Here is a 26,868-nt window from a genome sequence, read left to right on the forward strand (position 1 = left end):
AGTCGAAAGTCAAAAGTCTCAAAGTAATGGCTTTTGACTTTCGATTTTTGACTTTATAACTTTTGACTCATATGAAAAAAGATATAATAATTCCGGAAGTTGAAAACGTGTTTCTAGCTGCGGTGCAAGAATGGAGTGATGATTTTATGGAAAAAGTGTGGTACGCTTATTTGGTTAATGACAGTGATTTTAACTTAGATAGCGTAATGGTAGTTTCAAAAGCTTTTGGAACTATTGATGGCGAAATGAAAAAAACTTCAATCTTACGTCATGCATTTGTTGAGGTTCCTTCGGTTTCTGTTGTGAAGATAGAATTGGTAGAAAAGAGTCTTTTAGCGCTTAATAACGAGTTTATGGTAACTTTCTTTATCGGAAATACTTTGTACGATAAGAAGTTTATTTTTAAAGCCAATTCGCTTGACGAAAACAATACAGAAGAAGTGCCGATTTTGTTTGTTGAAGGGGTTATGGTGAAGTAGAGTTTCAAAGAGGAAAGAAGCAAGAGAAAAGATTAGACTTAAATAGAATAAAGAAGAAAGAGCCAAGACTGAAAATTCAGTTTGGCTCTTTTTTTATCTTAGCAGAGAAGTCTTTACTCTTGCTTCTTGTCTCTTTTCACTAAAAAAAAACTTAATCCAAAGACTCCGTCAATTTCTTAAATACAGACTTCGCATCTTTTCCATCATATAAAACCGCATAAACAGCGTCTATAATAGGCGTTTTTGCTCCGTAACCCTGATTTAGTTTATAAGCACTTTTTGTTGCGTAATAACCTTCGGCAACCATGCTCATTTCCATCATGGCACTTTTTACTGTATATCCTTTTCCAATCATGTTTCCGAACATTCTGTTTCTTGAGAAAACGGAATATCCTGTAACTAATAAATCTCCTAAATAAGCAGAATCATTGATGTTGCGTTTCATCTTATGAACTTTACGGATGAATTTTTTCATTTCGCGAATTCCGTTACTCATCATAACCGATTGGAAATTATCTCCATAACCTAAACCGTGAGCAATTCCGGCAGCGATTGCATAAATGTTTTTAAGCATTGCTGCATATTCGGTACCAATAATATCATCAGAGATTTTAGCTTTAATATAATTTCCTGACAATGATTTTGCAACTGTACGGGCTTTTTCGGGATCTCCGCACGCAATTGTTAAGTACGAAAGTCTTTCAAGAGCAACTTCCTCCGCATGGCAAGGACCTGTAATAACACCAATATTATAATAAGGAATATCGTATTGAATGTGAAAGTGTTCACCAACGATTAAACTTGTTTCAGGAACAATTCCTTTAATGGCAGAAAAAATGATTTTATCAGCTAATGAAACCGTCATGTTTCTTAATTCGGCATCTAAAAAAGCAGATGGAATCGCAAAAATAATATAATCAGCAAATTCAATTGCTTCGTTTATATTGCTTGTTAATTTAAGTTTGTTTGTGTCAAACTCAACAGAACTTAAATAATTTGGATTGTGTTTGTATTTTTGGATATGTTCGATTGCAGATTCATTACGCATATACCAGGCAATTTCTGAAAGATTCACACATAGCATTTTTGTAATTGCCGTTGCCCAGCTTCCTCCTCCAATTACTGCAAATTTTAATTTTCCGCTCATTATTTTAATAATTTAAAACAAAAGTACTTAATAATGTAGTAATAATACAAAATCTGATTTAAGAAATTTGACGAAAGTCTTTAATTTCAATGGTTTTCAGCATGTTTGGGTAAAATAAAAAATATTTTTAACAAGTATGCAATAAAGAATAAAAAGGTACGTTGTAACTAATTGTAAATTAGAATTTAATGAATTTATCAAGAATTGAGTTAGTTAGTTTTGTTTTAGTATTTTGAAAAGGCGTTCCTAAACTTGTTAAGAACGCCTTTTTTATTAGTTGGCAGTGATCCGTTTTTTAGTGCTCACTTTTTACACTTTGGCTGACCACTAAAAAACTGATCACTGATTACTTAATAACTAAGCTCCACAATAGATTTCACTTTATCTAAAGTTACCAGTTGATTTTCGCCTAAACCTTTCCAGCCCCTTTCGTCGAAACGATTTACGATAAAATCTGCAGTTTTGGTATAATCATCTGTATATTGAGAAAGTTTTGTGTCCATTCCCATTGTATGGAAAAACTCAACCGTTTTATTAATCGCTTCTTTTGCCACTTCGTCATCAGAACCAGAAAGGTTGAAAATACGTCTTCCGTATTGTGCTAATTTCCCTTTTTTAGTTTCAAACATTACATTATATAAACTAGGGCCTATAATTGCCAAAGTTCTCGCATGATCAATTCCGTAAAGAGCCGTTAATTCGTGGCCAATCATATGTGTTGCCCAATCACTTGGAACACCTTTCTGGATTAATCCGTTTAATGCCATTGTACAGCTCCACATAAAGTTTGAAGCCAAAGCATAATCATTAGGGTTTTCAACCACTTTTGGGCCAACTTCAATTAAAGTCTGCAAAATTCCTTCGGCAATTCTGTCTTGCAGATAACCTTCGTGCGGATACGTTAAATATTGTTCCATTACGTGCGTGAAAGCATCTACAACACCGTTTTGAATTTGTCTTTTTGGTAAAGATTCAATTACAGTTGGGTCGCAGATAGAAAATTTTGGGAATAATGCGCTTCCGCCAAAAGCCAGTTTTTCCTGTGTAGATGCAATTGTAACAACAGATCCTGAATTCATTTCGCTTCCTGTCGCCGGAAGCGTTAAAACAGTTCCGAATGGTACAGCGTTTTCTTTAATCAGAATTCGTTTTTGTAAAATATCAATCGGATTTCCTTCAAAATTAACGGCTGCCGAAATAAATTTCACACCATCAATTACAGATCCGCCGCCCACGGCAAGAATGAAATTAATTTTCTTTGCTTTGATAACTTCAACAGCTTTCATCAAAGTTTCAAAATGCGGATTTGGCTCAATTCCTCCAAATTCTACAATTTCAAAGCCTTTTATGTTTGCGATTACCTGATCGTAAACACCATTTTTAAAAATACTTCCACCTCCATAAGCCAAAAGAATTTTTGCGTCTTTTGGAACTAAAGTCGAAAGTTTTTCAATTTGTCCTTTTCCGAAAATTAAATTTGTCGGATTATATAATTCAAAGTTTAGCATGATTTTTTTTAAAGTTTCTAAGATGCTAAGTTTCTAAGGGGCTAAGTTTTTTTTCAAACTTAATATTTTAGATCTTTAGCATCTTTGTGTTATTTATTATTTCAATTTATTGATTAAGATTTAAACGATAAGTTGCTAAAATCTTAGAACCTTAGTAACTTAGAGCCTTAGCATCTTAGTTTAATTGATCTAATAATTTTCCTGCTACCAATTTAGATGACGCCGGGTTTTGACCTGTAATTAAAAGTCCGTCTTCAACGGCATACGGCTGCCAGTTTGCACCTTTAGAAAAAATTGCTCCGTTTGATGCCAAAGCATCTTCTAATAAAAATGGAACAACTTTAGTTAATCCTACAGCTTCTTCTTCAGCATTTGTAAATCCGGTTACTTTTTTGCCTTTTACTAAATAATCGCCTTTTACTTTTACATTTTTCAAAACTGCCGGAGCATGACATACAAAAGCTACAGGTTTCTTATGGGTATAAAAAGCTTCAATTAAGGCAATAGAATTCTTGTCCTCAACTAAATCCCAAAGTGGTCCGTGTCCTCCAGGATAAAAAACTGCATCGTAATCTTTTTGATTGACGGTTGATAGCTTCAGCGTGTTTTTTAATTTCTCTTGTAAAACTTTATCAGCGTCAAAACGTTTTGTGTCTTCTGTAGCAGATGCCGGATCGGCACTTTTTGGATCAATTGGCGGCTGTCCTCCAAGTGGAGAAGCAATTGTAATTTCTACTCCCTGATCTAATAATTCATAATAAGGCGCAGCAAATTCTTCAGACCAGAACCCTGTTTTTTCTCCAGTATTGCCCAGCTTATCATTACTGGTAACAATAAATAATACTTTTTTCATACCTTTTTTATTTAATTTTTGAGCTACAGCTGAAACACCTGCAGTGGTAAATGCAATTATTGCGAGTAATGCTATTTTTTTCATAAGATTAAAATTTTTGACAAATTTACGCCGAAAGTGATATCAGTAAAAATAAAATAAACTATGTTTGTCATAAACAAATTTATATCATGGTTAATCTAGAATGGTACAGAACTTTTAAAGCAGTTTACAAGAACGGCAATTTTTCAGTTGCTGCAAAAGAATTATTTATGAGCCAGCCTGCAGTAAGTCAGCAGATTTCTATGCTTGAGGCTCATGTTGGGAATAAATTGTTTAATCGGAAATCAAAAGGGGTTGAGCCGACTGAATATGCTAAGTTACTGAATAATTTGATTATAGATGCACTCGATAGACTCGAAAGTGTCGAAGCTGGTTTCAGAGCTAAAGCAGAAGACGCTAACCGATTAATTTCTATCGGAGTTTCGAAAAATCTTTTTGACTGTATTGGAAATCTTTTAATTTCTAAGTTTGATTTAATCGATTTTACTTTTGCAGAAAATGATGAGCTTTTTGAATTAGTTAATTCGAAAAAACTCGATTTTGCCATTACCACAAAAAGGTTTGATACGTTTGATACTACTTATGAAATTGTTGGAAAAATTAAACTAATAATGGTTGCGCCAACAAGTTTAGACATTACGGAATTTCGCCAAAGATTAAAAGCCGACAATTTTACGGAAATTGAACAATGGCTCAATGCCCAAAAATGGTACAGCCATGATGCGCGAATTCCGCATATAAAATTGTTCTGGCTTCATGCTTTTAATAAAAAAAGACCATCGATGGTTCCTAATTATATTATCCCTTCAGAATCTGAAATGCTTAAGCTTTTAGCCAAAAACGAAGGAATTGCCGTAACCTGGAATTGTAATGCAAGAAATTATATTAAGCAAAATAAACTGCAGTTAGTTTGGAACAGTTTTCATGTTCCGGAGGAATTTGTGTATTTGTTAACTCCCAAAAACAATAATCTGAATTCGTTTTTTGAAATTATTTCTAAAGAGTTAAAATTGTTTTATGGTAATAGGTTGTAGAGGCTTTTTTAGTTATTGAATATTTAATCTTTATTTTAAGATGTAAATTTTTTCTTTTAACTTTTTCGTGTAAATAATTTAAAATCAATAACTTATTAAAGTGTTAAAAGATTTTTTACAGTGGTTATTATAGCTTTTATGGGCTTTTCCTGCGGTAAGTATATTAATTCAAGTTGCTAGTTTAATAATTCAATAAATAAATTGGCTCTAAAAAAGTTTAATGCCTACGGGATATTTTTTCTGGCAGATTTTATTATTCTGCTGCCAATCTTTGTCGATTCCTGTGTAGGATTTATCCTTTGTCGAAATGACAAGATTATGTTTTTTTCTTTTCCAGAGAAATCAATTGCCTCCAGTTTTAACTGGAGGTTAGAAAATAGTAGTGTAATTGGGCTTTAGCCAAAATGAAGTGTTTGGCTAAAGCCCTTGGTGGTTAAACTAAAAACCTCCAGCTAAAGCTGGAGGCTATTAATTATTTTTTAAAGTCAAATCTTTATTTTTTATAAAAATTATTATGATCGATATATTCCCAAACTTTCGGCGGTAACAAAGGCTGAATATTTTTGCCTTCTTTAATGCTGTTTCGAATAAAAGTCGAAGAAATCTCTACAATTGGCGCATCAATTACATGAATTTTTGGATGCGATTTTAATTCTATATTTTCAGGTTCATCAGAAATTGCTTCGCCAGTTCGTCCTTTGTCTTCGAGTCTCGGATAAACATAAATATCATGATTTTCAAGAATCACCTCGTAGTTTCTCCATTTATGAAACGTTTTCAAGTTATCTTCTCCCATAATTAAAGAGAATTGATGATTGGGATATTTCTCTTCTAAATGAGCTAAAGTAATTACAGTATAATTGGGCTGAGGTAATTTAAACTCAATATCCGAAGGTTTGATTTTCGGATAATCCTCAGTTGCCAGATAAACCATTTGCAAACGATGATGATCATCAAGCAAGGTAGCTTTCTTTTTTAACGGATTATGCGGCGTAACAACCATCCAAACCTGATCTAAATCTGCAAATTCGGCCATGTGATTGGCAATTATTAAATGACCAACATGAATGGGATTATATGTTCCGAAGTAAAGACCTATTTTCATTTTTTAGAGTTTCACAAAGATTCGCTAAGATAGCACAAAGATTCGCAAAGTTTAATTAGAACTCAGCGAATCTCTGTGATTTTTTCTTTGTGAATCTCTGCGGAATAAAATTACTTATTTACAAAATCCTTAACCAATTGATGCGCTTCTTCTAAAGCAACTGGTAAATCATAGTTTTTGATAATCACGTCAAATTGTGGCGCAGTAGCTAATTCTACAGACGCTTTTGCAATACGCATATTGATTTTATCGTCGCTTTCTGTAGAACGCTCTTTTAAGCGGCGTTTAAGTTCGTCCACACTTGGAGGTTTTACAAAAACAGCTAAAGTTTGTTCCGGAAATTTATGCTTAATACGTAAACCACCTGCAACATCAATGTCAAAAATTACATTTTTCCCTAAAGCCCAGATTCTTTCAATTTCAGATTTTAACGTACCGTAAAAGTTATCGCGGTAAACTTCTTCCCATTCCAGAAAATCTTCAGCTTTAATATGTTTTTTGAATTCTTCCAGCGAAATAAAATAATAATCTTTTCCGTGGACTTCCTCACCGCGCGGATCACGTGATGCTGCTGAGATCGAAAATTCAAGATTTAAATCTTCTTGTCCTAATAAGTGTTTTACGATAGTTGTTTTTCCTGATCCCGAAGGTGCCGAAAAAACAATTAATTTTCCTTTGTTCATTGTGTATGCTTTAGGCTTTAAGCAACATGCTCTAAGCTTTTATTTATGCTCTAAGCTTTAGGCAGTAGGCCTTAGGCTATAATTTGATTTCGTTTTTAGCTTATTGCCTATAGCTTAAAGCTTATGGCGTTTTTATAAAACATTCAAAACCTGTTCTTTAATCTTCTCCAATTCATCTTTCATCATCACAACCAGCTTCTGCATTTGTGCATGATTTGATTTTGAACCCATTGTATTAATTTCACGACCCATTTCCTGTGTTATAAAACCTAATTTTCGGCCATTTGCTTCGCTTCCGCCTAAGGTTTCGATGAAATAATCTAAGTGATTTGTTAAACGGACTTTTTCTTCTGTAATATCTAATTTTTCAAGATAATAGATCAATTCCTGCTCAAAACGGTTTTCATCAACGTTAACCTGTAATTCCGCAATTGCTGTCTGCAAACGATCTTTAATTGCCTGAACACGTTCCGGATCAAGTGCCAAAGCATCATTCATATATTGACGGATGTTTCCAATTCGAAAATTAAATTCTTTTTCAAGAGATTCTCCTTCGTCTTTTCTAAAATTTAAAATATTTTGCAAAGCTTCGTCAATAATAACCTGAATTTGCTCCCAGTCGTTTTCATCGATCTCCTCACGTTCTGTTTTTAATGTATCGGGCATACGAACGGCCATTTTCATTAATTCAGTTTCATCAGCATCAACATAAACCTCTCTCAATTGTGCTATATAATTTTTCACAACAGGAACATTTACTTTTGTCGAAGTTTGTTCTGCTGTACTTTCGACATAAATCGCAAAATCAATTTTTCCTCTTTCGAGTTTAGTTGAGATTTGGGTTCTTAAACCTAATTCCATTTCACGGTAAACCGACGGCATTCTTACGTTTAAATCTAAACCTTTACTGTTTAAGGATTTTACTTCGACTGTGATTTTTTTTGTAGGCAATTGCAAAGAAGCTTTGCCAAACCCTGTCATAGATTGTATCATATAATTGAGTATAAAGGCGCAAAGATAAATAAAAGTTTGCAGTGTTATGATGTAAAATACTATTCAGTAAGGTATAGAGGTATTTAAAGTTTTTTTGCCGCGAATTTCACGAATTTACACTAATTAATTTCACAGTTTGTGAAGTTATTAAGCTTAAATAAAATTCGTGGAAATTCGTGAAATTTGTGGCAGGATAAATTTAGCTCAAAGCCTCAATAGCTTCTGCTACATTTTTCTGGCTGTTGCCAATGTAAATTTTGCCATCAATAATAAAAACCGGACGACTTAAAAAAGTATAATGTTCTAAGATGTATTTTTTAAAATCAGCCTCAGTCAGCGATTTGTTTTTTAAATCCATTGATTTGTATAATTGCGCTTTTTTGCTGAATAAAGCTTCGTAACTTCCTGATAGTTTATACATTTCTTCCAATTCTGCTTCGGTGATTGGGTCTTGCTTAATGTCGTGAAAAACCAAATTATTTTCAGGAAGACTTTTAATAATTTTGCGGCAAGTGTCGCAAGATGCTAAGTAGTATATTTTGTTCATTATTTTATTTTGTTAGAGTACAAAGAAAATTCATTTGAAACTTAAAATTGCCTAATTTTAGAAAAAAAAATAAAATTATGAGTTCAGTTTTTGAAACACAAAAGACTATTAGGGAAATCCTTGTAAAAATTTTAGATAATCATTCGTTAGAACAATTAAATAAAATCCCGGACGGATTTAAAAATAATTTGATTTGGAATATTGGACATTGTATCGCTTCACAGCAGGTTTTAGTTTATAAATTATCCGGCTTGCCTTTGCACGTTTCGGATGAATTTATCGGTAAATATTCGAAAGGAACAAAACCAGAAGTTGATGTTTTGCAGGAAGAAGTGAATGAGATTAGAGATTTGCTTACCCAAACTTTGCTTCAAACAGAAAAGGATTATACAGCCAATGTTTTTAAAAATTATAATCAATATATGACCAGTATGGGTTTTGATTTAAAAAACATTCAGGATGCATTAGATTTTGTTAGTTATCATGAGGGAATTCATGCCGGAATCATTATGAGTATTAAGAAATTTATTTAAAAATGAAAATCCCGTTCTGAAATTTCAGAACGGGATTTTTTTATTCTATTATCCTTTCGATAGTTACTTTCATAGCACCGGCACCTTTGTACTTTGTGATTTCCATAAAAGCTCGTTTTGAAAGGTCTATTTCACGAGTTTTTACAAATGGGCCGCGATCAGTTATTTTTACAATTACGAATTTTCCGTTTGCTTCATTTGTTACTTTAACTCTTGTTCCAAAGGGAAGTTTTTTATGTGCAGCGGTATATTTGTTGTTGTTAAATCTACTGCCGTCAGCAGTTTTTCTACCATTAAAACGGTCTGCATAGTAGGAAGCATGTGCCGTTTTTTTGTATAGTTTTAGTTTTAAACCGTTGTCTGTAAATACAGAATCAGTTGGGATTGCAATAATGTTTGGTCTGGCATTTTTTACAGTATCCTGAGGTGTTTTGGGCTCAATTACAGGCTTTGTTTGACTTATTACGTAGGTAAAACAACTCAAAAAAGTTATTGCAAATGCGGTAAGTATAAAGTTTTTTTTACTCATGGTTTATTTTTTTTCAGACTTGGGGAGTTTGTACAAATAATATGCCGAGATAAAAAAAGCCCTTTTTTGAGGGCTTTAATTGGTATTTTTTAGAACCAAAGGTTCCATGGGATTCTACTTAAAATAAGTATTAATCCTAATCCGTAATAAATAACAAAGGTTTTATGTTTTGCTTCACTATTAATTAATTTTTTATGCTTTGACCATCCAATAGTTATTAAAACTATAGCAATTAGATTAGTAAGCGGATGCTCTAGTGATGTTAATCTTAATGCTGCATTAGACATTTGACCAAAAGCATCTTTTCCTAATGGAGAAACGAAATAAAGGATTAATCCTATTAGTAATTGTGTATGTGTCCCGATTAATGCAAATAAAGAAATTTTACGGTCTTTTGCTGTAAATTCTTTTTTAGAAGTCAAGCCAATAATGGCATTGATTACTGCAAACAATAAAAGAAGTAACGCTAGATATGCCCAGCCAGAATGAAGCTTTTGAATGAAATGATACATAAACTGTGTTTTTTGTTAAAAACAAATATAGCAAAATTGGTCAAAAAAAAGCGGCATTAAACTTTAAAAGTCAATGCCGCTTTAGATATTTATTTAGATTCTAAATATTAGAAATCGTAACGTAAGCTAAAGTTCCAAGTTCTACCGAAACCAAAGAATACTTGGTTAACATTTGCTACACCATTGTAAAGCATACCATTTGAAGCATATGTTCCTTTAGATCCAGGAGTTTGTCCTAAAGCTACTGGTAAGTTATCATCTGCAAACGTATTAGTTCTTGACTCAGCAATGTAAATTTTATCAAATAAGTTATTTACATTTAATCTGAAATTAACCGAGTTGTCTTTGTTTTTACCAACTAACATTTTGTATGAGAAACCTGCATCAAATAAACCGTAAGAAGGTAATTCTAAAGCTCCTTTGTTGTTTGGATCAGCAAAGTTAATTGGGCTTAATCCAGCGTATAGTTTATCATTAAAATTGTAGTTAGCATCAACTGTTACTCTTGTTAAAACTTCGTAAGAGGCCCCTAAAGAAGCTGTCATTTGAGCAGCGTCACCAACTTTAACTTTGTCCATGTATACCGGAGTTGCAGTATATCCTACAACTGGAGTATTGTCTGCTTGGTAGTAAGCGTTAACAGTTGCATTTCCTTTATATTCCCAAATACCATAAGAGAACATTGCGTTAAGTTTTAACTTATCTGTAATGTTAGAATTTGCTTCTAACTCAACTCCAGAGTGAACCTCGTTAAGACCAACATATTCTGTATATGTAGTTGCGTCAGTTGGTAATGCATTACCTTTTAGGTATCTGTCATTCCAATTTGTGTTGTAAACGTTTAATGTAGCATTAAAGAATCTAGAACGGAATCCATATCCAGCTTCAAATCCAATAATTTTCTCATTAGTAAGGTTAGGGTTTACTGTAGATCTGTTGTTTGGATAAACTGAGTTAAAGAATGGTTGTCTTGAATAATAACCTGCATTAACATAAACATTATTTTTCTCGTTAAGGTTGTAGTTAGCACCACCTTTTACGTTTCCTCCTAAGATGTTTTCGTAATCTGTAGAAGATAATGGGTCAGTTGGTAAGTATACGAAGTCATCTTCTCTTTTAAATCCTTGTTGAGAGATTGCTCCCTGAACAAAAGCAGTTAAATTGTCTTTAGAATACTCTAATTGAGTAAATGCTCCATACCATCTAACTTTTCCAGTACTGTTAAATGAGATTTTTTCGTAGCTTTTTTTATCGAAAACATTCCATTGAACGTCTGTTGGGTAAGTAGCTGTAATATGTCTTCCAGCTGGTTTTAAACTAGCAACTGTATTGTCATAATATTCACCAGCCCCGAATAAATCATTTACTACTGTAAAGTGATATCCTGTATAAGTTCTAGCATCAAGACCAAAATCTAGAGTTAAAGTGTTAGTTAATTTTTTGTTTAAATTAATTACCGCACCATACCAGTCATGAGAGTTGATAGAAGATGTTTGTGAGATACCAGATGTTGTATTGTAAACATATGGAGATGCTGCAGTTCCAGCTCCAGTTCTACCAGTTGAAGAACTGTTTTGGTAAACACCACCAATCATTGTTCTAGTTCTGTTTTGTCCGTTAAAGAAAACAGACCCTGTACCATTATTCCATGCTTGGATTTTGTCATAATTAACCATTCCGTTTGGTAATAAGAAAACAGAACTGTTGTAGAAATTTCCACCTACACCACCTGTAGCACTAGCTCCTGCTCCACGACCCATAGAAGCATAAAAAACTGAAGAAAGTTTTGTAGTTTCGTTAATTTTGTAATCCCAGTTAAAAGAAGCAATTGGCTTGTGATAGTAATTTTTTCTGATGTTATATTCTTGTCCGTTTAAATATCCCGCATCAGCATTATATCTAATATTTGGCTCATCAAGAGAACCATATTTTTGATAAGTGGCGATTGTAGAAACAGTTGATCTTTGATTGTGCCATTGTGGTGCACCAGTTACTGTTAATTGAAAATCGTGTTTGTTATTTTTAGTAGAATATCCTAAAGCAACGAAATAGTTAGAACCTTCAAATGGAGTTCCATTAACATATCCATCTCCCATTGTTTGAGATAATAATACAGAAGCAGAAAGACCATTTTCTAATTTTCCAGTATTGTATGAACCTTGAATTTTGAAGTTTCTTGCGTTACCAAATCCAGAAGAGAAGGACCCGCCTTCTTTTTTATCTGAAGATCTGGTTACAATGTTAATTGTTCCCCCTACAGATGGTGTAGCCAATTTAGAAGAACCTAAACCTCTTTGAACCTGCATAGCAGATGTAACATCTGATAAACCTGCCCAGTTACTCCAGTAAACAGAACCATTTTCCATGTCGTTAACCGGCATACCGTTAATCATAACAGCAATATTGTTTTGGTTAAAACCACGAATGTTAATTCTTGAATCTCCAAATCCACCACCTGATTTAGTAACGTAAACTGATGGAGTATTTCTTAGGATTTCAGGAAATTCTTGAGTACCAAGTTTTTCTTGAATTTCAGCAGCTTTAATTGTAGAAACAGCAACCGGAGTTTTTCTGTCTTTAGCAATATCTACAACTGTACTTTTTACAACAATTTCACTTAATTCGTTTGAGTTAGATTCTAAAACGATAGTTCCTAAATTTGTTGTTGAACCATTTGAAACTGAAAATTTTACAGTTTGGCTTTGATAACCTAAGTAAGAGATAACGATTTCTCCTGTACTTGTTGCAGACTCAATAGTAAATTTACCATCAAAATCTGTTGAAGTCGCTGCGCTAGTTCCTTTGATCAAAACGTTAGCGCCTGGTAATGAACCAGTACCATCTGTAACAGTACCAGTAACTTTTCCTTGAGAAAATACGGTTGAAACTATCATAAAAAATAGTCCGGTAAGTAACCAATTTTTCATTTTCTTCATTTGTTCTTGAGTTTATTGTTTTTGGCAAAATTATAACAATTAAATCGGATAATGTTATCAAAATGTTAAGAAAAATCAGTTTTGAACATTGTGCTGCGTATTAAAATGATTTTTTCTTTTTTCTTTAAGTAAAATCGCGATTTGTTGAATTTGAGGAATGGAATTTTGTTAAAATAATAATTTTATGAACGATGTCGTGGCTATATACTTGCTTTTTTTGTTAAAAAAGAGCGTCATATTGCCTTATATATACGAAAAAACGCCTTAATTTTTATTAAATTGAGGCGCTTCAATATTTTATAAAAGAAAATTTTCAGTTAAGTTTTTATTTATTCTTTAAAAAGTGATTCAGTAAAAATGAAGTAGAACTATCGTGATTTTTAACAGTTTTAGAATTGATTTCATCTAAAATTGAATTTGCCAATTGTTTACCCAATTCAACTCCCCATTGGTCAAAACTGAAAATATTCCAGATAACTCCCTGAACAAAAATCTTGTGTTCGTATAATGCAATCAATGAACCCAATGATTTAGGCGTTAATTTTTGAATTAAAATTGTGTTTGTTGGTTTGTTTCCTGTGAAAACTTTAAAGGGCAATAAGTAAGAAGCTTTTTCTGCAGAAAGCCCTTGTTTGTCAAATTCTGCCTGAACTTGTGCAGCGGTTTTTCCATTCATTAAAGCTTCAGTCTGAGCAAAAAAGTTTGACATTAATTTATCATGGTGATCTTCGTTTCCGTAAAGTGGTTTTACAAATCCAATAAAATCTGTTGGGATTATTTTTGTTCCCTGATGAATTAATTGGAAAAATGCATGCTGTGAATTTGTTCCCGGCTCTCCCCAAATAATTGTTCCAGTTTGGTAATTAACCGGTTTTCCGTCGCGGCCTACACTTTTTCCGTTACTTTCCATAGTTGCCTGCTGCAAATACGGAGCTAATTTTGATAAATATTGTGTGTATGGAATCAAAGCTTCACTTTCGGCACCAAAGAAATTGTTATACCAAACACTTAATAAAGCTAAAATTACCGGAATGTTTTGATCAAATTCTGCCGATTTAAAATGTTCGTCAGTTTCATTTGCTCCAACTAATAATTGGTTGTAATTATCAAAACCAATAGCCAAAGCTATACTTAAACCAACAGCGCTCCATAAAGAGAATCTTCCTCCAACCCAGTCCCACATTGGAAAAACGTTGTCTGGATTAATCCCAAATTCAGTTACTTTTTGAATATTAGTAGAAACCGCCACAAAATGTTTTGCAACATCTTCCTGTTTTGCTGATTTCAAAAACCATTCTCTAATAGTTTCAGAGTTTGATAAAGTTTCCTGAGTTGTAAAAGTTTTAGAAACAATTAAAAATAATGTTGTTTCAGGATTTAGCTTTTTAATAATCTCATTTACATGGTCGCCATCAACATTCGAAACGAAATGTGTTTTAAGATGATTTTTGTAAAATTGCAAAGCTTCAACTGCCATAACCGGACCAAGGTCAGAACCTCCAATTCCAATATTTACAATATCAGTAAAAGCTTTTCCTGTAAAACCTTTTCTCTCTCCCGAAATAACTTCGCTTGTAAAGTTTTTGATTTTGTTTTTTACTTCATAAACTTCTGGTATTACGTTTTCGCCATCAACATTAATTACTGCCGATTCCGGTGCACGCAAAGCGGTATGTAAAACGGCTCTGTTTTCAGTTTGATTGATTAATTCTCCTCCAAAATATTGTGCAATTGCATCTTTTAATCCAATAGAATTTGCTAATTCTAATAAAAGAGAAAGCGTTTCAGGAGTAATATTGTTTTTAGAATAATCAACTAAAAAATCATTCCATTGTAAGTTGAATTTTTCAGCACGAGCATTATCCTGCTGAAATAATTCCTGTATCGTAGTTCTGTGAATTGCGTTATAGTGGTTTTGCAGATTTTTCCACGCTTCAGTCCCAGTTGGGTTTGTTGTGTTTAAAGCCATTTTTATTTTATTATTGAGATTGTTTTTTTAGAAACACAAAAATACTGAAATAACTTTTAAAAGGCTCACGCTTCATGATTATATAACAATTAGTTGCGAAAACGTTTTATGAATCTGCACTACAGTTTTTTCCAGACAACTTCGGCAGTGACCGATTTTCCTCCCTGCGTTGTATTGGTTACAACATATTTAAGTTCGTTATTTATCAAAGCATAAGATCGCTTTTGAACAGTTCCTTCCCAGTTAGGAAACGAAGCGGTTTTTATTTTAAAAGTAATAATCTTATTTGCTTCGTCAATTTCAAATTCTCCAAAATGCGAATTACTTCCTTGCACAATTGCAGCATTTTCTTCGGGAGTACATTTATTTTTATCGCCCGAAACTATTTTTGGTCTTTCGTTTTTAAATATCTGAATGGCGTAATTTCCCTTTTCATCAAAAAATAAAGTGCCTTTTGGGTTTACATCATATGGAAGATTTTTTGTTCCGTCAGAATTTTTGTTTTCTACTGAAACTAAAGTCCATGAGCCTAAAAAATCAGATTTCGTTTTTTGTGCAATTGCAGAATTTAAAACGAATAGTAATAATAGGAAAGTTGTGTTTTTCATCTTTAAAATTTTAATAGTTTACTTTAATAATTTCTCCATTTATAGATTCTTCAATACTTTTTGTATAAGCATTTATTAAATCTTCCGCCGGAATGTCTGAAACCTTTGCCGGACTAATGGCATTTATTCTAATTCCTCTTTCTAATTCCAGCGAAGCCGATAGCACAAAACTGTTAATGCCGCCATTTACAATTGCTTTGCTAATATTATTCTTCACAGGTTTATCGCCCATTTTTCCCGAAGTCAATATAAATGATCCGTTATCGTTTAAATATTTTTGACCAATTAAAACCAGATTTACCTGACCCAATAATTTGTTTTTAATACCAATGTTTAATTTTTTTTCGTCAAGCGAAAGCAAATCTCCCGTGTAACAATCGCCCGCAGTACAAATGCACGAATCGATATTTTTGACTTCGGCAAATAATTTTTCTATCGATTTTGAATCTGATAAATCGATTTTAAAATCACCGCTGTTTCTTCCTGCCGAAATAATTTCATGTTTTTTTGCCAGAGCCGGATTTAGTATTTTGCCAATTTCTCCATTTGCTCCAATTAAAAGTATTCTCATTTTTGTAAATTTTAGTTTGTTATCTGAAACAAAATTAAGAGGTTAGCTTTCGCCGAAAATTGTACTAATTGGTACTAAAATTGTATTTTAGCCTAATGACAAATACGAATTTATATCTTCCGTTTGAAGTTGATTTTAAAGAATTGGAACAGTTTCCGAAAACAATTCGGAAAAACAATTTTTTTGAATTGATTTATGTCGTTGATGGAATGGGAATTCAGGTTATTAATGATAATACATTTCAATACCGAAAAGGAAACCTATTTCTTGTAACGCCGCAAGATGTTCATTCATTTGAAATTACAACGCCAACAAAATTCTTTTTTCTTCGGTTTAATGAATATTATATCAAAGCAAATTCTCAAAACGGACAATCAGAAACGGTTCTGCGAATGGAATATATTCTGCAAAATGCAAGTCACCGTCCGGGCTGTATTCTAAAAAATAAAATTGATAAACCTTTAATTGCGTCGCTGATAGAAAGTATAATTCAGGAACAAGTCAATCAGCAGATTTATCATCAAAAAATTATTGAGCAGATTGTAAATACCATAATTACAATTGTAGCGAGAAATATTGCTTTAAAACTTCCGAAGAATATTAAAGAAACTACGGGAGAAATGGTTTTGGAAATTCTGCATTATATTCAGGAAAACATCTACAATCCAAAACAATTAAAAGCAGAAAGAGTAAGTGAACATTTTAATATTTCGCTTAATTATTTAGGGAAGTATTTTAAGAAACAAACTGGCGAAACGTTACAGGAATATATTGTAAACTATAAATTAAGGTTGATTGAAGCCAGACTTTTAAACAGCGATATGCGCATTAATGAAATTGCAGATGAATTAAATTTTTCCGACGAAAGTCACTTAAATAAAGTTTTTAGAAAACATAAGGGAATGAATCCGTCTGAGTTTAGAAAGAAGTTTTGTAAATGATTTTTTGTAAAAATTAATTTGGAAGATTTTTGATATTGATAATTTCAACTTTATTTTCGCCATTCCATTTGTGCATTACGAAAGTATTTAATTCATGTAATTTTCCATTTTTAGATCTGGCAGTAAAAATTCTTCTAAAACCTCTCATGTATCTATATCTTTTTAGAGGAACATCATTTACTAAAATGACAGGTAGAACTTCTAATTCAGTCTTTTTAAAATATTCATTAAAAGAGGTTGGTCTTTCTGAGCTTAATTGATAGCCTAATTTTTGAAAATCATCTTTTACAAAATCAAGTATTTTTTTTCTTCTTTTTAAGTACAATTTTAAACTTACGAAAGCTATAAAAAAGGGAAGAAGTAAAAAAGGAAGTTCAAATAAAGCACCAATTGTAATACTGCCAAAAAACCAAAGGAATACAATACATAATTCGATTAGTATATCTTTTATTGAAACCATTTAGAATATTTGAGGTTTTTTTATATTTAATGAGATTCGATTGGTTTTATTTACCAAATCTTCCACCAAGGTTTTTTATTAATTTCAATAGTTTTTTTCTCGATATTGATTTCGATTCTTTTTGGTGATTCAACTTTAATCTTCGAATCGTCAAAAAACAATTCTCCGTTTTCATTCATCCCCAGAGGAGATTTTGTTCTTTCTTTCCAGCTTTCCGTTTGTAATTCCGGAATTACAGCTAAATGAATTTTAGATTCAAATTTTTTTCTTGCTTTTTCTATAATCTCATCTTCCAGATTTGATGATGAATTTTTTAAAAGCAAAATGGAATTGTCTGGAATGTTTAAAAGAAAAACTTGTGTTTTGTTACCGATTTTCTGAATATCCAATACTTTAAAATAAGCAATTGTGTCTAATAGAAAATGACCAATTTTTGCTGAGTCTGGATTGAATTTCGATAAATCTTTGGCGTGAGCACTAGCAATTAAATATCTGAAATTGCCAGAAAGTCCGCCGCCAATAGAAGTCATATCTGTAAATCCTTTTTCCTGAATTATTTGCCCAATTTTATAATTTGAAACTAAATTGTCGGGCAAATCAGTATCTCTATAATATAATTTCAAGCCTGAAAAAGTATCATTGTAAATTGCTTTAAGGCGTGAATTTTTCATTCGGCTTTTGATTTCAGATATTTACAAATTCCCAATACTATCTAACTCTCTTTTCAAAGGTTCGATTTGTTTAAAGAAACGGGTTTTATCATTTCCGGTTAAAGATTCTCCGGTTGGTAAGTTCAATCGAAGCGCATCTACCTGAACGCCATTTTTCCAGAAACGATAACAAACGTGAGGGCCAGAAGCTAAGCCAGTGCTTCCAACTAAACCAATTGTTTGTCCTTGCGTAACGCGTTGTCCGCGGCGTACTAAAATTCTGGACATATGCAAATATTGAGTAGAATAAGTTCCGTTGTGTTTTACTTTTACAAAGTTTCCGTTTCCTGCAGTATATCCCGTCGCTTCAACAACTCCGGATGCCGTTGTTGAAATTGGTGTTCCGGTTGGAGCTGCATAATCAGTTCCTTTGTGTGCTTTCCAGGTATGCTGCACAGGATGAAACCTGTTCATAGTAAATCGTGAAGTGATTCGGCTGAATTTAATTGGAGTTTTTAAGAAGAAGTTTTTCAACGTTTTTCCTTCATCATCATAATATTCAATTTTTCCCGAAAGTGTGTCTTTTTCAAAAGGAAAAGCATAAACGATTTTTCCTTTATATTCAAAAAACGCAGCTTCAAGATCTTCAACACCATCGTAGGTTTTTCCGTTAATGAAACGTTCTGTAAAAATTAAACCGTAACGATCGCCTTTTTTAAGTTTGAAGAAGTCAATAGACCAAGAAAACACTTTTGTAATTCTGCTGGCAAGTGCAGTTTCTACATCTTCATCTCCTAAAGTTTCAGATAATGAAGTTTTTAAAACACCGCCAATAATTTTTCTTTTTAAAGTAACTGGTTTTATTTTTTTATAGGCTTTTGCGATACTGTCCCGTAAATCGATTACGTAATAAGTTAAAGCATCTGGCTGATAAATAAAAACCTGAAGATTGTTTGTTTTATTTTTTGAACGAAGTAATGTAAAAGGTTTGTTGTATCGAATAGTTCTTACGTCAAAAGTATCTTTGACCTGATCGACAATATCAAATACTTTTTTGTCACCAATGTTTTGACTCTGAATGATAGATCCAAAAGAATCTCCCTTAGAAATAGTATCATTAACAACATTAAAATCAGCGTAATTAAAACCAAACTCTACTTTTTTGGTTTTTGGTTTTGTAATTTTAATTTCAACTTTTTCTTCTGTTTTAGTACACGAAAATGTTGAAAATAATACTATTATAATTACGAATGCTTTTTTCAAACTCTTAATTTTTTTTGCAGGAAATTAAAGTAGATCTTCATTTCCCCAATTGGACAATTCTTCTTCGGTCCACAATTTAGGAAAAAAGATGCGTCTTTGGTATTTTGGATGCATATATTTTTGCCAGTCACTTCCACCGGTTGCTTCGCCGTTACCTTTTCCGCTTTCTAAAATGTATTTTCTTGCGGTATTAAGGTGCTGCATAACCCAGGTAATGTTCACTGTTTTGTCGTAATGACGCATCGCGTGAATTAATTCTTGATTTTGCTGGTCTTCGATAGGTAATTGTGTGAATTTCTGCCAAATGTTTTTAGTCTTAAATGCAGACATTTGTCTCAAAAACTGACCTTTATATTTGTTTTCGAATTCCTGAAGTAGATATGATTTTTCGCCAGTATGATAATCTTTTCCGGCAGCCTGCCAGTAAAGATGTTCAAAAGTAGTTTCTAAATCAGTATTTTCATCAAAGTCAGCTTTGTATCTGCGGTCTGTTAAATTGATAACATCTGTCGAAGCAAATTCAATTAATCTGTATTGGGCGCTTTGAAATCCGCTGGCAGGAGTTAAAGTATTCCTGAATTTCATGTATTGATCTACTTCCATTCCGTTTTCCATAATGCTGAACGAATTTGTCAGCATATCAAAATAGCGTGTAATTCTGGAAAGTCTTTCGCTGAAAAAATCAACCTGAATATTTTGTGCGTCTGCGATTTGATCGATTTCCCACAAAATCATTTTAAATATAAGTTCATTAACTTGATGGTACATGATAAATACCATTTCGTCAGGAAGCGTCGTGCGTTGTATTTGTAAATTTAAAAGAGCATCTGTTTGAATGTAGTCCCAATACGTAATTGGTTTTGACCAAAGTAATCCTTCTAACTGAACATCAGTTTTTTGGTTTATTGCTTGAAATTTAAGGTCAATTTCTTTTAAAATTGATTCTGAATGATCAGTAGGGTTCATTATTTTTTAACTTTAAACGGATTTTTCAATCCTCTATATTCATCAAGATCTGCTTTTAGAGACCCGACAGCCAAATCCGCTTTAATTCTAATCGGAACTTTGTTGTCATCATCTGTAATCCAGAGCGTTAAACTTTCTTTTTCTTTAAAAACTCTTCCTGTTTGTACAAGTGGTTTAAAAACCATCGTAGAAACCGTTCCAAATTTAGTTGTAATATCTTGACGACCTACATATTTTAACTTAAATTTTGTGATTTCATCATCAAAAAACATGTCAATTGTAATCGATTCGCCAGATTTTAATTTGTCAATATTCGGATGGTTTCTTAGGAAGTAAAAAGACGATACGATATCCTGCACATTGTCAGTAATTACAATCGTTTTTTCAGTCTTTCGTTTATAATCTTTTACTAAAATTCTATTCTCGCTTTGGTTGAAAAAACCTTCCTGATTTTTAGTATAACCGCCTTCATCAATTTTTCTCACAAAGCGATAAGGATTTCCATTTTCTTTGTCAAAATAACTTTCATATAAGTCTTCAACCTTGAAGAAAAATTTTGACATTCCGGTCGTATATCCTCTGCCTACAGCATGATGAACTTTTTTATTATTTATTGTGGCATCCTTAACTTCAAGAGTTGCATAACCGGCATTTACAATTCCGTAATGAATTCTAAATTTGAAATACTCTCCGGTATCAAAAGCATTTTCTTTTTGGGAATCGAAAGCTAAAGCAGAGAGGATTAATATAGCGAGGATGAACTTTTTCATAGTATAATTTTTACATTTCAGATAAAGATAAATAAATGCAAATTCCATTCCAAATGTACTAAAACAAAAAAACTCAGTCAAGGATGACTGAGTTTTTATGCTATTAACTAACCAAAAAACTATAAATTATGAAATTTATATCAATTCAGAAGGAAACCACCCCTTCTTGATTTGCGAGTGCAAAGATAGATAGAAAGTCCAAAAAATAAATAGCAAAAGTCAAGTTTAACATAACATTTGCATAAAAATCAACGTTTTACAGAGAATTTTTCTGCATAATGCAAAAATAATGTGTTTTTATAGTGTTCCTCTCAATTCCTGCTCTCTTTCAATTGACTCAAAAAGGGCTTTAAAGTTACCTGCACCAAACCCTTTTGCACCCATTCTTTGAATAATTTCGAAGAAAAGGGTAGGTCGGTCCTGAACCGGCTTAGTAAAAATTTGTAAAAGGTAACCATCTTCATCAGCATCGACCATAATGGCAAGCTTTTCAATTTCATTAATATCTTCTTTCATCATGTCCATATGAACTCCTAATCTTTCTGGAATTGCTTCGTAATAAGTATGAGGAGGAGCTGATAAAAATTCAACACCGCGTGCTCTTAGCTGCGATACTGTTTTAATAATATCATCTGTAGCAATCGCGATATGCTGAATTCCAGGTCCGCCGTAGAAATCTAAATATTCTTCAATCTGTGATTTTTTCTTTCCTTCTGCCGGTTCATTGATAGGGAATTTAATTCTTCCGTTTCCGTTAGACATTACTTTACTCATCAATGCTGAATACTCTGTAGTAATTTGTTTGTCATCAAAAGAGAGGAAATTTACAAATCCCATTACGTCTTCGTAAAATTTTACCCAGAGATTCATTTCATTCCAGCCCACATTTCCAACCATGTGATCAATATATTTTAATCCTGTTGGTTCTGGGTTATAATCTGATTTCCATTCTTTATAACCTGGCAAAAAAACACCATTGTAGTTTTTTCTTTCTACAAAAATGTGAACTGTTTCTCCGTAAGTGTAAATTCCCGAACGGATAACTTGACCAAATTCATCTTCCTCAACAGTTGGTTCCATAAAAGAACGTGCGCCGCGTTTCATAGTTTCTTCGTAAGCGCTTCTCGCATCTTCAACCCAAAGAGCCGCAACTTTTACACCGTCGCCATGTTTTTTCAGGTGTTCATTAATTGGAGAATCAGCCGTTAAAGGCGTAGTTAAAACAATTCTGATTTTGTCTTGTTTCAAAACATACGATGCTCTGTCTTTTACTCCGGTTTCTAATCCGGCGTAAGCTAATGACTGATATCCGAAAGCAGTTTTATAATAATGTGCAGATTGTTTTGCATTCCCTACATAAAACTCTACATAATCTGTCCCTAATAACGGAAGGAAATCTTGTGCTCCTTCAAAGATTTTCTCTAATCCGTATTCTACTGATTTTACTTGTTTCATAATTAGATAATTTGATAATGAGAAAATGAGATAATTTTTGAAATGCAGATAATTAAAAATAATTTTCTAATTGATACATTTTCTAATTTTCTAATTCCTCTTAGATGTTGATATTATTTTATTTAAAATTTTTAAAATTTCTGATAATTCATTTAATAAGTCTTTACAATCTGGATAAGCTTTGTGAGCCTCACATATAAACGACCAATATTCCGTTTCGTCTGCCTCTTTAATTGCAATTTTTAATTTATGAATAAAATCTGCTTTGCTTTCTGCGTTTTGTGACTCTTTTGAATTAGCTCCAATTGATGTTCCGCTTTTTAGTAACTGATTTGCAATTACGAATTTCTTTTGATCTTGAAGTTCGGTTGTGTAGTCAATTATATTTAATGCAAAATTGAATGTTTTTATTAAAAGAGCATTGTCTTTATACTTCTCGTTGAAAGTCATTTTGTTTAATTTGATAATTAGAGAATGTGTTAATTAGATAATTTATTTGTAAGTTTAAAATCACAATATTTAATTATCGAATTGACGCATTAATATATTTTCTAATTATCAAATTGGCACATTGACTAATTATTCAGTCCAGGATTTGTAATATTGCCCATCATCAAGTCCCATAGCTTCTTCCGTAACCATAAGTGGTCTGAAAGTATCAACCATAACGGCTAATTCCTGAGTTTCTTTATGACCAATACTGCGTTCCATTGCGCCTGGTGCGGGACCGTGCGGAATTCCTTTTGGATGTAAAGTGATATGACCCTGCTCAATATTATTACGGCTCATAAAATCGCCATCTACATAATAGAGAACTTCGTCAGAATCTATATTGCTGTGATTGTATGGAGCCGGAATTGCTTTCGGATGATAATCGTAAAGTCTTGGGCAGAATGAACAAACGACAAAGGCTGCCGTTTCAAAAGTTTGGTGTACCGGAGGCGGCTGGTGAACACGTCCCGTTATAGGTTCAAAATTGTGAATCGAAAATCCGTATGGGAAATTATATCCATCCCAGCCCACAACATCAAAAGGATGAGTTGCATAAACCACTTCGTGAATCATGCCTTCTTTTTTAATTTTAATTAAAAAATCACCTTTTTCGTCGTGTGTTTCCAATTCGTCTGGCAAAATAAAATCACGCTCACAAAATGGAGAATGTTCTAAATGCTGACCTGATTGGTTTTTATATCGTTTTGGAGTGTAAAACGGAGAATACGATTCTACATAAAATAGTCTGTTTTCTTCTGTTTCGAATTCGATTTGGTAAATAATGCCGCGCGGAATAATTAAATAATCGCCATATTCAAAGGGAATATTTCCTAACATGGTTCTTAATTTTCCTTTTCCTTTATGGATGAAAAGCATTTCATCGGCATCGGCATTTTTGTAGAAATAATTTCGCAGCGATTCTTTTGGAGCGGCCAAACCAATAATACAGTCTTTGTTGACTAACATGGCTTTGCGGCTGTCAAGAAAATCATTTTCCGGTTTTAATTCAAAACCTTTAAAAAGAAGTGACTTTATGTTTTTTCCGATTGCAATTTTTGGTTCAACCGAATAAGAGTTTAAAATTTCTTTAACCTGCGTTGGTCTGTGAACATGATAAGATAGAGACGAATGTCCGTGAAAACCTTCTGTTCCAAATAACTGTTCGTAATAAAATCCGCCGTTTGGTTTTTCGAATTGGGTGTGTCTTTTTTGAGGGAAATCCCCAAGTTTATGGTATAGTGGCATGGCTTTTTCAATTAGATAATTTGTAAATTAGATAATTCGAAAATTTGAATTGCATAGTAAATAATCAGTTCAATTTTTTCAATTGACTAATTATCTCAATTCGATAGAGGCGTTACTCAGGATTTCTCTTGATAAGAAATTGAAGATACTCTAATAAACCTGTCCAATTTGTTTTCATTATGACAAATGTCGTAATTTTTATTGATCAAAATTACATATTATATTATTTATAACATAAAATATTTCTAAAAAATCAGGATTAAAACATAAATCCGATACTGAACCAAGTAAAGCTTTTTGCCATTTGTGGAGACCATGATTGTTTAACCTCGATTGGGCCAATAATAGTTTCTAATCCATAACCTACGGCATAACCAGAATATTTAGGCATTGAAATCCAATCGACAGTAGTAAAAATATCGTTGCCAAGATTGGCAAAATTTGCCGAAAAATTCACGTGGTTCTTTTTTATGATTTCATAATCTAAAGTAATATCTGTTTTTATAAAACTATTTCCGGCAATACTTAAAAAATCATAACCATAAAAATAATTGAAATTATTGATCTTGTTATACCCAAAACCTCCTAGTATAAAGTCGAAAAAAGGAACACTGTCGCTGCCAATATTAAATCCGGCATCGGTCCCAATTTTAACGGTAGCTTTCCTGAATACCGTTTTGGCAAAAGCAATTTCTGCCTTTGCAATTGAGAATGGGGTAAATTTATTAGTATAATCTGAAGAGGCCAGATACGTTTGAAGATCTGTAGAAAAAAACAAACCGGAGCGCGGGAAACTTTTACTGTCAAACGAATCGTATTTTAAATATGCAAACGCACTAATGTAACTGCTTTTATCAATTATGTTTTCTGTATTAGAAAGTGTTGGTGAATTTATTTTCAGGTATTTATATTCTAAACCTCCGCCCATTAAAAACTTTTGTACAAAAATGGTTTGAAAATAGGCCTGGTTGCTCAGATCTAAGAAATCAACATTGATCAAATTTATATTTGGATTTTCTGAAACCAGTCCGCTCAAACTTGTTGTTACATTTCGGTTGAACTGATTCAATCTTGAACGAAAACCAAAGCTGATATTAAAACCATTTTCGACATAATAGTTTAAATCATATCTAAAGTTATCTCCCAAAATAATGTCCATCGAAGTAACATCATTTTTTAAAAATGTTTTTTTATGAGTAAGATTTAATAAAACAGCACTTTTGTAAAGTCCATCGTAATGAAGTCCGAGCTTTAAAAAAGTCTGCGTTGGATTCTCTTTTAATACCAAATCTAAATCATCCTGATCGCCGTCTGGTTGTAAACAATACGAAATCGTACTAAAGTTTTGAGTCGCATTTAAATTGTTTATTCCGGTTTTCAAATCATCATATGTAATAGTACTTCCCGGTTTAAAACGAAGCTTACCACGAATGTATTCTTTGGTATAATTGTCTAATTGATCACTATTTATTTTCTTGATTTCAAGAGTATCAGAAGCGATTTTTAATTTCGGTTTTTTATAAAAGTTTTCTTCATCTACCAATGATTTAATTTTTTCGTAAACGGCAAAAGCAGCTTCTTCACCTTTTCTAATAATTTCCTCGCCTTTATCAAATGAAATTACACCATAATCCCGAATATCCGGTTTTATATAAACATCAGTATCCTTTATTTTGCTTTTCATTTTCTCTATAGATTGCAGATTGGTAATCTGAACCAAAATTCGAGTAGCATTTTTCAGGTTTTTCCGCTTCATTAAATCGTCCTGAACGTCAACACCAATAATAATATCTGCACCAAGATTGCGAACTTCTTTAATGGGGTAATTGTTTACAACACCGCCGTCGACCAATAAATTTCCGTCGATTTCAACCGGAGTAAATAGGGAAGGAAAAGCAGCACTCGCCATCATGGCCTGAACCAGATTTCCTTTATTTAAAAGTACTTCTTCACCAGTTTCAATATTGGTTCCAATACATAAAAACGGAGTAGGCAATTTATTGAAATCACGAACATGGCGAACGTTTCTCGTTAAACTGCTCAACAAATTATAATTGTACATTCCTTTTGAAAGCGCTTCGGGAATGCCCACTCTGAAATTACTAAACGGTAAAACGATCGCATATAATTCGTCATTTTTTTTACCATAAAAGTTTTTTGAGGAACGTGGAATATAATCGTTTATTAATTCGTCGAAATTGGTTCTTTTAAAAATCGAATCAATTTGCGAAGCATTGTAGCCAGAAGCATACAATCCGCCAATTACAGATCCCATACTGGTTCCGCCAATATAATCGATTTTGATTCCGGCTTCTTCTAAAACTTTTAAAACACCAATATGCGCAAAACCTTTGGCGCCGCCTCCGCTTAAAACCAAACCAATTTTAGGCCTTTTTACACTGTCTTGTTTTACTTCTTGCGAAAATGAATTTTCAGGAAAAAATAAAAAGAAAAAAAATAACAATGCCGTACCCAAAATGGTTCCGATAGTTCTCGGAACAGGAGAAAATCCTATTGACTGATTTTTTGAAATTAACAGCTTGTTGAGGCGCATAAAAAATAAGTAATTGGTTTTGT

The 26,868-nt window shown here is 32.8% G+C and carries 26 protein-coding genes; 4 read left to right on the forward strand and 22 right to left on the reverse strand.

What is annotated here, in order from left to right; genetic code table 11:
• The first annotated feature begins 71 nt into the window (after nt 1-71).
• The gene (locus tag LUU93_RS13810; RefSeq protein ID WP_008465394.1) at nt 72-479 is read left to right on the forward strand and encodes a hypothetical protein; all 408 of its coding nucleotides are present in this window, start codon (nt 72-74) and stop codon (nt 477-479) included.
• Nucleotides 480-630: 151 nt separating this feature from the next.
• On the opposite strand, the gene LUU93_RS13815 is transcribed toward LUU93_RS13810, so the two are convergent.
• From LUU93_RS13815 to LUU93_RS13825, 3 genes are all read right to left on the reverse strand, one after another.
• Nucleotides 631-1,626: an NAD(P)H-dependent glycerol-3-phosphate dehydrogenase gene (locus tag LUU93_RS13815; RefSeq protein WP_232681726.1), complete on the reverse strand. Its 996-nt coding sequence runs from the start codon at nt 1,624-1,626 to the stop codon at nt 631-633.
• A gap of 350 nt (nt 1,627-1,976) precedes the next feature.
• Nucleotides 1,977-3,134: an iron-containing alcohol dehydrogenase gene (locus tag LUU93_RS13820; RefSeq protein ID WP_232681727.1), complete on the reverse strand. Its 1,158-nt coding sequence runs from the start codon at nt 3,132-3,134 to the stop codon at nt 1,977-1,979.
• Between the two features lie 175 nt (nt 3,135-3,309).
• Nucleotides 3,310-4,071, reverse strand: a complete 762-nt coding sequence (locus tag LUU93_RS13825) for a type 1 glutamine amidotransferase domain-containing protein (protein WP_232681728.1) — start codon at nt 4,069-4,071, stop codon at nt 3,310-3,312.
• Nucleotides 4,072-4,157: 86 nt separating this feature from the next.
• Here LUU93_RS13825 and LUU93_RS13830 point away from each other — a divergent pair, with 86 nt between their 5' ends.
• Nucleotides 4,158-5,063, forward strand: coding sequence for a LysR family transcriptional regulator (locus tag LUU93_RS13830; RefSeq protein ID WP_232681729.1), 906 nt, complete (start codon nt 4,158-4,160; stop codon nt 5,061-5,063).
• 493 nt (nt 5,064-5,556) lie between these two features.
• Here the strand turns inward: LUU93_RS13830 and nadD are convergent, their stop codons facing one another.
• The 4 genes from nadD to LUU93_RS13850 form a co-directional block, all read right to left on the reverse strand.
• Nucleotides 5,557-6,168 carry a nicotinate (nicotinamide) nucleotide adenylyltransferase gene (nadD, locus tag LUU93_RS13835; protein WP_232681730.1) on the reverse strand — a complete coding sequence of 204 codons (612 nt, stop codon included), beginning with the start codon at nt 6,166-6,168 and terminating at the stop codon, nt 5,557-5,559.
• Nucleotides 6,169-6,278: 110 nt separating this feature from the next.
• The gene (gene gmk / locus LUU93_RS13840) at nt 6,279-6,851 is read right to left on the reverse strand and encodes a guanylate kinase (protein ID WP_053473399.1); all 573 of its coding nucleotides are present in this window, start codon (nt 6,849-6,851) and stop codon (nt 6,279-6,281) included.
• Nucleotides 6,852-6,983: 132 nt separating this feature from the next.
• The gene (locus tag LUU93_RS13845; protein WP_232681731.1) at nt 6,984-7,844 is read right to left on the reverse strand and encodes a YicC/YloC family endoribonuclease; all 861 of its coding nucleotides are present in this window, start codon (nt 7,842-7,844) and stop codon (nt 6,984-6,986) included.
• A gap of 199 nt (nt 7,845-8,043) precedes the next feature.
• Nucleotides 8,044-8,391, reverse strand: a complete 348-nt coding sequence (locus tag LUU93_RS13850; protein WP_232681732.1) for an arsenate reductase family protein — start codon at nt 8,389-8,391, stop codon at nt 8,044-8,046.
• A 77-nt stretch (nt 8,392-8,468) separates the two neighbouring features.
• On the opposite strand from LUU93_RS13850, the gene LUU93_RS13855 reads away from it, so the two are divergent.
• A complete protein-coding gene (locus tag LUU93_RS13855) occupies nt 8,469-8,924 on the forward strand; it encodes a DinB family protein (RefSeq protein ID WP_232681733.1) in 456 nt (151 codons plus the stop codon).
• Between the two features lie 40 nt (nt 8,925-8,964).
• On the opposite strand, the gene LUU93_RS13860 is transcribed toward LUU93_RS13855, so the two are convergent.
• The 6 genes from LUU93_RS13860 to LUU93_RS13885 all read right to left on the reverse strand — a co-directional run bounded on the left by LUU93_RS13860 (nt 8,965) and on the right by LUU93_RS13885 (nt 16,049).
• Nucleotides 8,965-9,453, reverse strand: coding sequence for a septal ring lytic transglycosylase RlpA family protein (locus LUU93_RS13860; RefSeq protein WP_232681734.1), 489 nt, complete (start codon nt 9,451-9,453; stop codon nt 8,965-8,967).
• A gap of 89 nt (nt 9,454-9,542) precedes the next feature.
• On the reverse strand, nt 9,543-9,965 hold the full coding sequence (locus LUU93_RS13865; protein WP_232681735.1) for a hypothetical protein: 423 nt from the start codon (nt 9,963-9,965) through the stop codon (nt 9,543-9,545).
• A 107-nt stretch (nt 9,966-10,072) separates the two neighbouring features.
• A complete protein-coding gene (locus tag LUU93_RS13870) occupies nt 10,073-12,901 on the reverse strand; it encodes a TonB-dependent receptor (RefSeq protein WP_232681736.1) in 2,829 nt (942 codons plus the stop codon).
• A 325-nt stretch (nt 12,902-13,226) separates the two neighbouring features.
• A complete protein-coding gene (pgi, locus tag LUU93_RS13875; protein ID WP_232681737.1) occupies nt 13,227-14,870 on the reverse strand; it encodes a glucose-6-phosphate isomerase in 1,644 nt (547 codons plus the stop codon).
• Nucleotides 14,871-14,989: 119 nt separating this feature from the next.
• Nucleotides 14,990-15,478 carry a lipocalin-like domain-containing protein gene (locus tag LUU93_RS13880; RefSeq protein ID WP_232681738.1) on the reverse strand — a complete coding sequence of 163 codons (489 nt, stop codon included), beginning with the start codon at nt 15,476-15,478 and terminating at the stop codon, nt 14,990-14,992.
• 10 nt (nt 15,479-15,488) lie between these two features.
• A complete protein-coding gene (locus LUU93_RS13885; protein ID WP_232681739.1) occupies nt 15,489-16,049 on the reverse strand; it encodes a short chain dehydrogenase in 561 nt (186 codons plus the stop codon).
• A 95-nt stretch (nt 16,050-16,144) separates the two neighbouring features.
• Here LUU93_RS13885 and LUU93_RS13890 point away from each other — a divergent pair, with 95 nt between their 5' ends.
• Nucleotides 16,145-16,990 carry an AraC family transcriptional regulator gene (locus LUU93_RS13890; protein ID WP_232681740.1) on the forward strand — a complete coding sequence of 282 codons (846 nt, stop codon included), beginning with the start codon at nt 16,145-16,147 and terminating at the stop codon, nt 16,988-16,990.
• Nucleotides 16,991-17,003: 13 nt separating this feature from the next.
• Here LUU93_RS13890 and LUU93_RS13895 read toward each other — a convergent pair whose 3' ends face one another.
• The 9 genes from LUU93_RS13895 to LUU93_RS13935 all read right to left on the reverse strand — a co-directional run bounded on the left by LUU93_RS13895 (nt 17,004) and on the right by LUU93_RS13935 (nt 26,845).
• Nucleotides 17,004-17,450, reverse strand: a complete 447-nt coding sequence (locus tag LUU93_RS13895) for a DUF1552 domain-containing protein (RefSeq protein WP_232681742.1) — start codon at nt 17,448-17,450, stop codon at nt 17,004-17,006.
• 50 nt (nt 17,451-17,500) lie between these two features.
• A complete protein-coding gene (locus LUU93_RS13900) occupies nt 17,501-18,121 on the reverse strand; it encodes a hypothetical protein (protein WP_232681744.1) in 621 nt (206 codons plus the stop codon).
• Nucleotides 18,122-18,142: 21 nt separating this feature from the next.
• Nucleotides 18,143-19,363 carry a M23 family metallopeptidase gene (locus LUU93_RS13905; RefSeq protein ID WP_232681745.1) on the reverse strand — a complete coding sequence of 407 codons (1,221 nt, stop codon included), beginning with the start codon at nt 19,361-19,363 and terminating at the stop codon, nt 18,143-18,145.
• Between the two features lie 24 nt (nt 19,364-19,387).
• Complete coding sequence (locus LUU93_RS13910; RefSeq protein WP_232681746.1) at nt 19,388-20,329, reverse strand: tryptophan 2,3-dioxygenase family protein; 942 nt, start codon at nt 20,327-20,329, stop codon at nt 19,388-19,390.
• The gene (locus LUU93_RS13915; RefSeq protein ID WP_232681747.1) at nt 20,329-21,099 is read right to left on the reverse strand and encodes a DUF3108 domain-containing protein; all 771 of its coding nucleotides are present in this window, start codon (nt 21,097-21,099) and stop codon (nt 20,329-20,331) included. The genes LUU93_RS13910 and LUU93_RS13915 overlap by 1 nt, the downstream gene beginning before the upstream one ends.
• A gap of 297 nt (nt 21,100-21,396) precedes the next feature.
• Complete coding sequence (hppD, locus tag LUU93_RS13920; protein WP_232681869.1) at nt 21,397-22,557, reverse strand: 4-hydroxyphenylpyruvate dioxygenase; 1,161 nt, start codon at nt 22,555-22,557, stop codon at nt 21,397-21,399.
• Nucleotides 22,558-22,644: 87 nt separating this feature from the next.
• Nucleotides 22,645-23,004 (reverse strand): four helix bundle protein, encoded by a 360-nt coding sequence (locus LUU93_RS13925; RefSeq protein WP_232681748.1) that lies wholly within the window; start codon nt 23,002-23,004, stop codon nt 22,645-22,647.
• 129 nt (nt 23,005-23,133) lie between these two features.
• Nucleotides 23,134-24,291, reverse strand: a complete 1,158-nt coding sequence (locus tag LUU93_RS13930; protein ID WP_232681749.1) for a homogentisate 1,2-dioxygenase — start codon at nt 24,289-24,291, stop codon at nt 23,134-23,136.
• Between the two features lie 259 nt (nt 24,292-24,550).
• Nucleotides 24,551-26,845 carry a patatin-like phospholipase family protein gene (locus LUU93_RS13935; RefSeq protein WP_232681750.1) on the reverse strand — a complete coding sequence of 765 codons (2,295 nt, stop codon included), beginning with the start codon at nt 26,843-26,845 and terminating at the stop codon, nt 24,551-24,553.
• Nucleotides 26,846-26,868: the final 23 nt, after the last annotated feature.

Origin of the sequence: Flavobacterium soyae (assembly GCF_021245985.1) — a bacterium.
Classification (GTDB): Bacteria; Bacteroidota; Bacteroidia; order Flavobacteriales; family Flavobacteriaceae; genus Flavobacterium; species Flavobacterium soyae.

Bases quoted from the DNA above. Each gene is read 5' to 3' on its own strand.
- LUU93_RS13810 (WP_008465394.1), top strand. From the start codon at position 72: ATGAAAAAAGATATAATAATTCCGGAAGTTGAAAACGTGTTTCTAGCT.
- LUU93_RS13815 (WP_232681726.1), bottom strand. From the start codon at position 1,626: ATGAGCGGAAAATTAAAATTTGCAGTAATTGGAGGAGGAAGCTGGGCA.
- LUU93_RS13820 (WP_232681727.1), bottom strand. From the start codon at position 3,134: ATGCTAAACTTTGAATTATATAATCCGACAAATTTAATTTTCGGAAAA.
- LUU93_RS13825 (WP_232681728.1), bottom strand. From the start codon at position 4,071: ATGAAAAAAATAGCATTACTCGCAATAATTGCATTTACCACTGCAGGT.
- LUU93_RS13830 (WP_232681729.1), top strand. From the start codon at position 4,158: ATGGTTAATCTAGAATGGTACAGAACTTTTAAAGCAGTTTACAAGAAC.
- nadD (WP_232681730.1), bottom strand. From the start codon at position 6,168: ATGAAAATAGGTCTTTACTTCGGAACATATAATCCCATTCATGTTGGT.
- gmk (WP_053473399.1), bottom strand. From the start codon at position 6,851: ATGAACAAAGGAAAATTAATTGTTTTTTCGGCACCTTCGGGATCAGGA.
- LUU93_RS13845 (WP_232681731.1), bottom strand. From the start codon at position 7,844: ATGATACAATCTATGACAGGGTTTGGCAAAGCTTCTTTGCAATTGCCT.
- LUU93_RS13850 (WP_232681732.1), bottom strand. From the start codon at position 8,391: ATGAACAAAATATACTACTTAGCATCTTGCGACACTTGCCGCAAAATT.
- LUU93_RS13855 (WP_232681733.1), top strand. From the start codon at position 8,469: ATGAGTTCAGTTTTTGAAACACAAAAGACTATTAGGGAAATCCTTGTA.
- LUU93_RS13860 (WP_232681734.1), bottom strand. From the start codon at position 9,453: ATGAGTAAAAAAAACTTTATACTTACCGCATTTGCAATAACTTTTTTG.
- LUU93_RS13865 (WP_232681735.1), bottom strand. From the start codon at position 9,965: ATGTATCATTTCATTCAAAAGCTTCATTCTGGCTGGGCATATCTAGCG.
- LUU93_RS13870 (WP_232681736.1), bottom strand. From the start codon at position 12,901: ATGAAGAAAATGAAAAATTGGTTACTTACCGGACTATTTTTTATGATA.
- pgi (WP_232681737.1), bottom strand. From the start codon at position 14,870: ATGGCTTTAAACACAACAAACCCAACTGGGACTGAAGCGTGGAAAAAT.
- LUU93_RS13880 (WP_232681738.1), bottom strand. From the start codon at position 15,478: ATGAAAAACACAACTTTCCTATTATTACTATTCGTTTTAAATTCTGCA.
- LUU93_RS13885 (WP_232681739.1), bottom strand. From the start codon at position 16,049: ATGAGAATACTTTTAATTGGAGCAAATGGAGAAATTGGCAAAATACTA.
- LUU93_RS13890 (WP_232681740.1), top strand. From the start codon at position 16,145: ATGACAAATACGAATTTATATCTTCCGTTTGAAGTTGATTTTAAAGAA.
- LUU93_RS13895 (WP_232681742.1), bottom strand. From the start codon at position 17,450: ATGGTTTCAATAAAAGATATACTAATCGAATTATGTATTGTATTCCTT.
- LUU93_RS13900 (WP_232681744.1), bottom strand. From the start codon at position 18,121: ATGAAAAATTCACGCCTTAAAGCAATTTACAATGATACTTTTTCAGGC.
- LUU93_RS13910 (WP_232681746.1), bottom strand. From the start codon at position 20,329: ATGAACCCTACTGATCATTCAGAATCAATTTTAAAAGAAATTGACCTT.
- LUU93_RS13915 (WP_232681747.1), bottom strand. From the start codon at position 21,099: ATGAAAAAGTTCATCCTCGCTATATTAATCCTCTCTGCTTTAGCTTTC.
- LUU93_RS13925 (WP_232681748.1), bottom strand. From the start codon at position 23,004: ATGACTTTCAACGAGAAGTATAAAGACAATGCTCTTTTAATAAAAACA.
- LUU93_RS13930 (WP_232681749.1), bottom strand. From the start codon at position 24,291: ATGCCACTATACCATAAACTTGGGGATTTCCCTCAAAAAAGACACACC.
- LUU93_RS13935 (WP_232681750.1), bottom strand. From the start codon at position 26,845: ATGCGCCTCAACAAGCTGTTAATTTCAAAAAATCAGTCAATAGGATTT.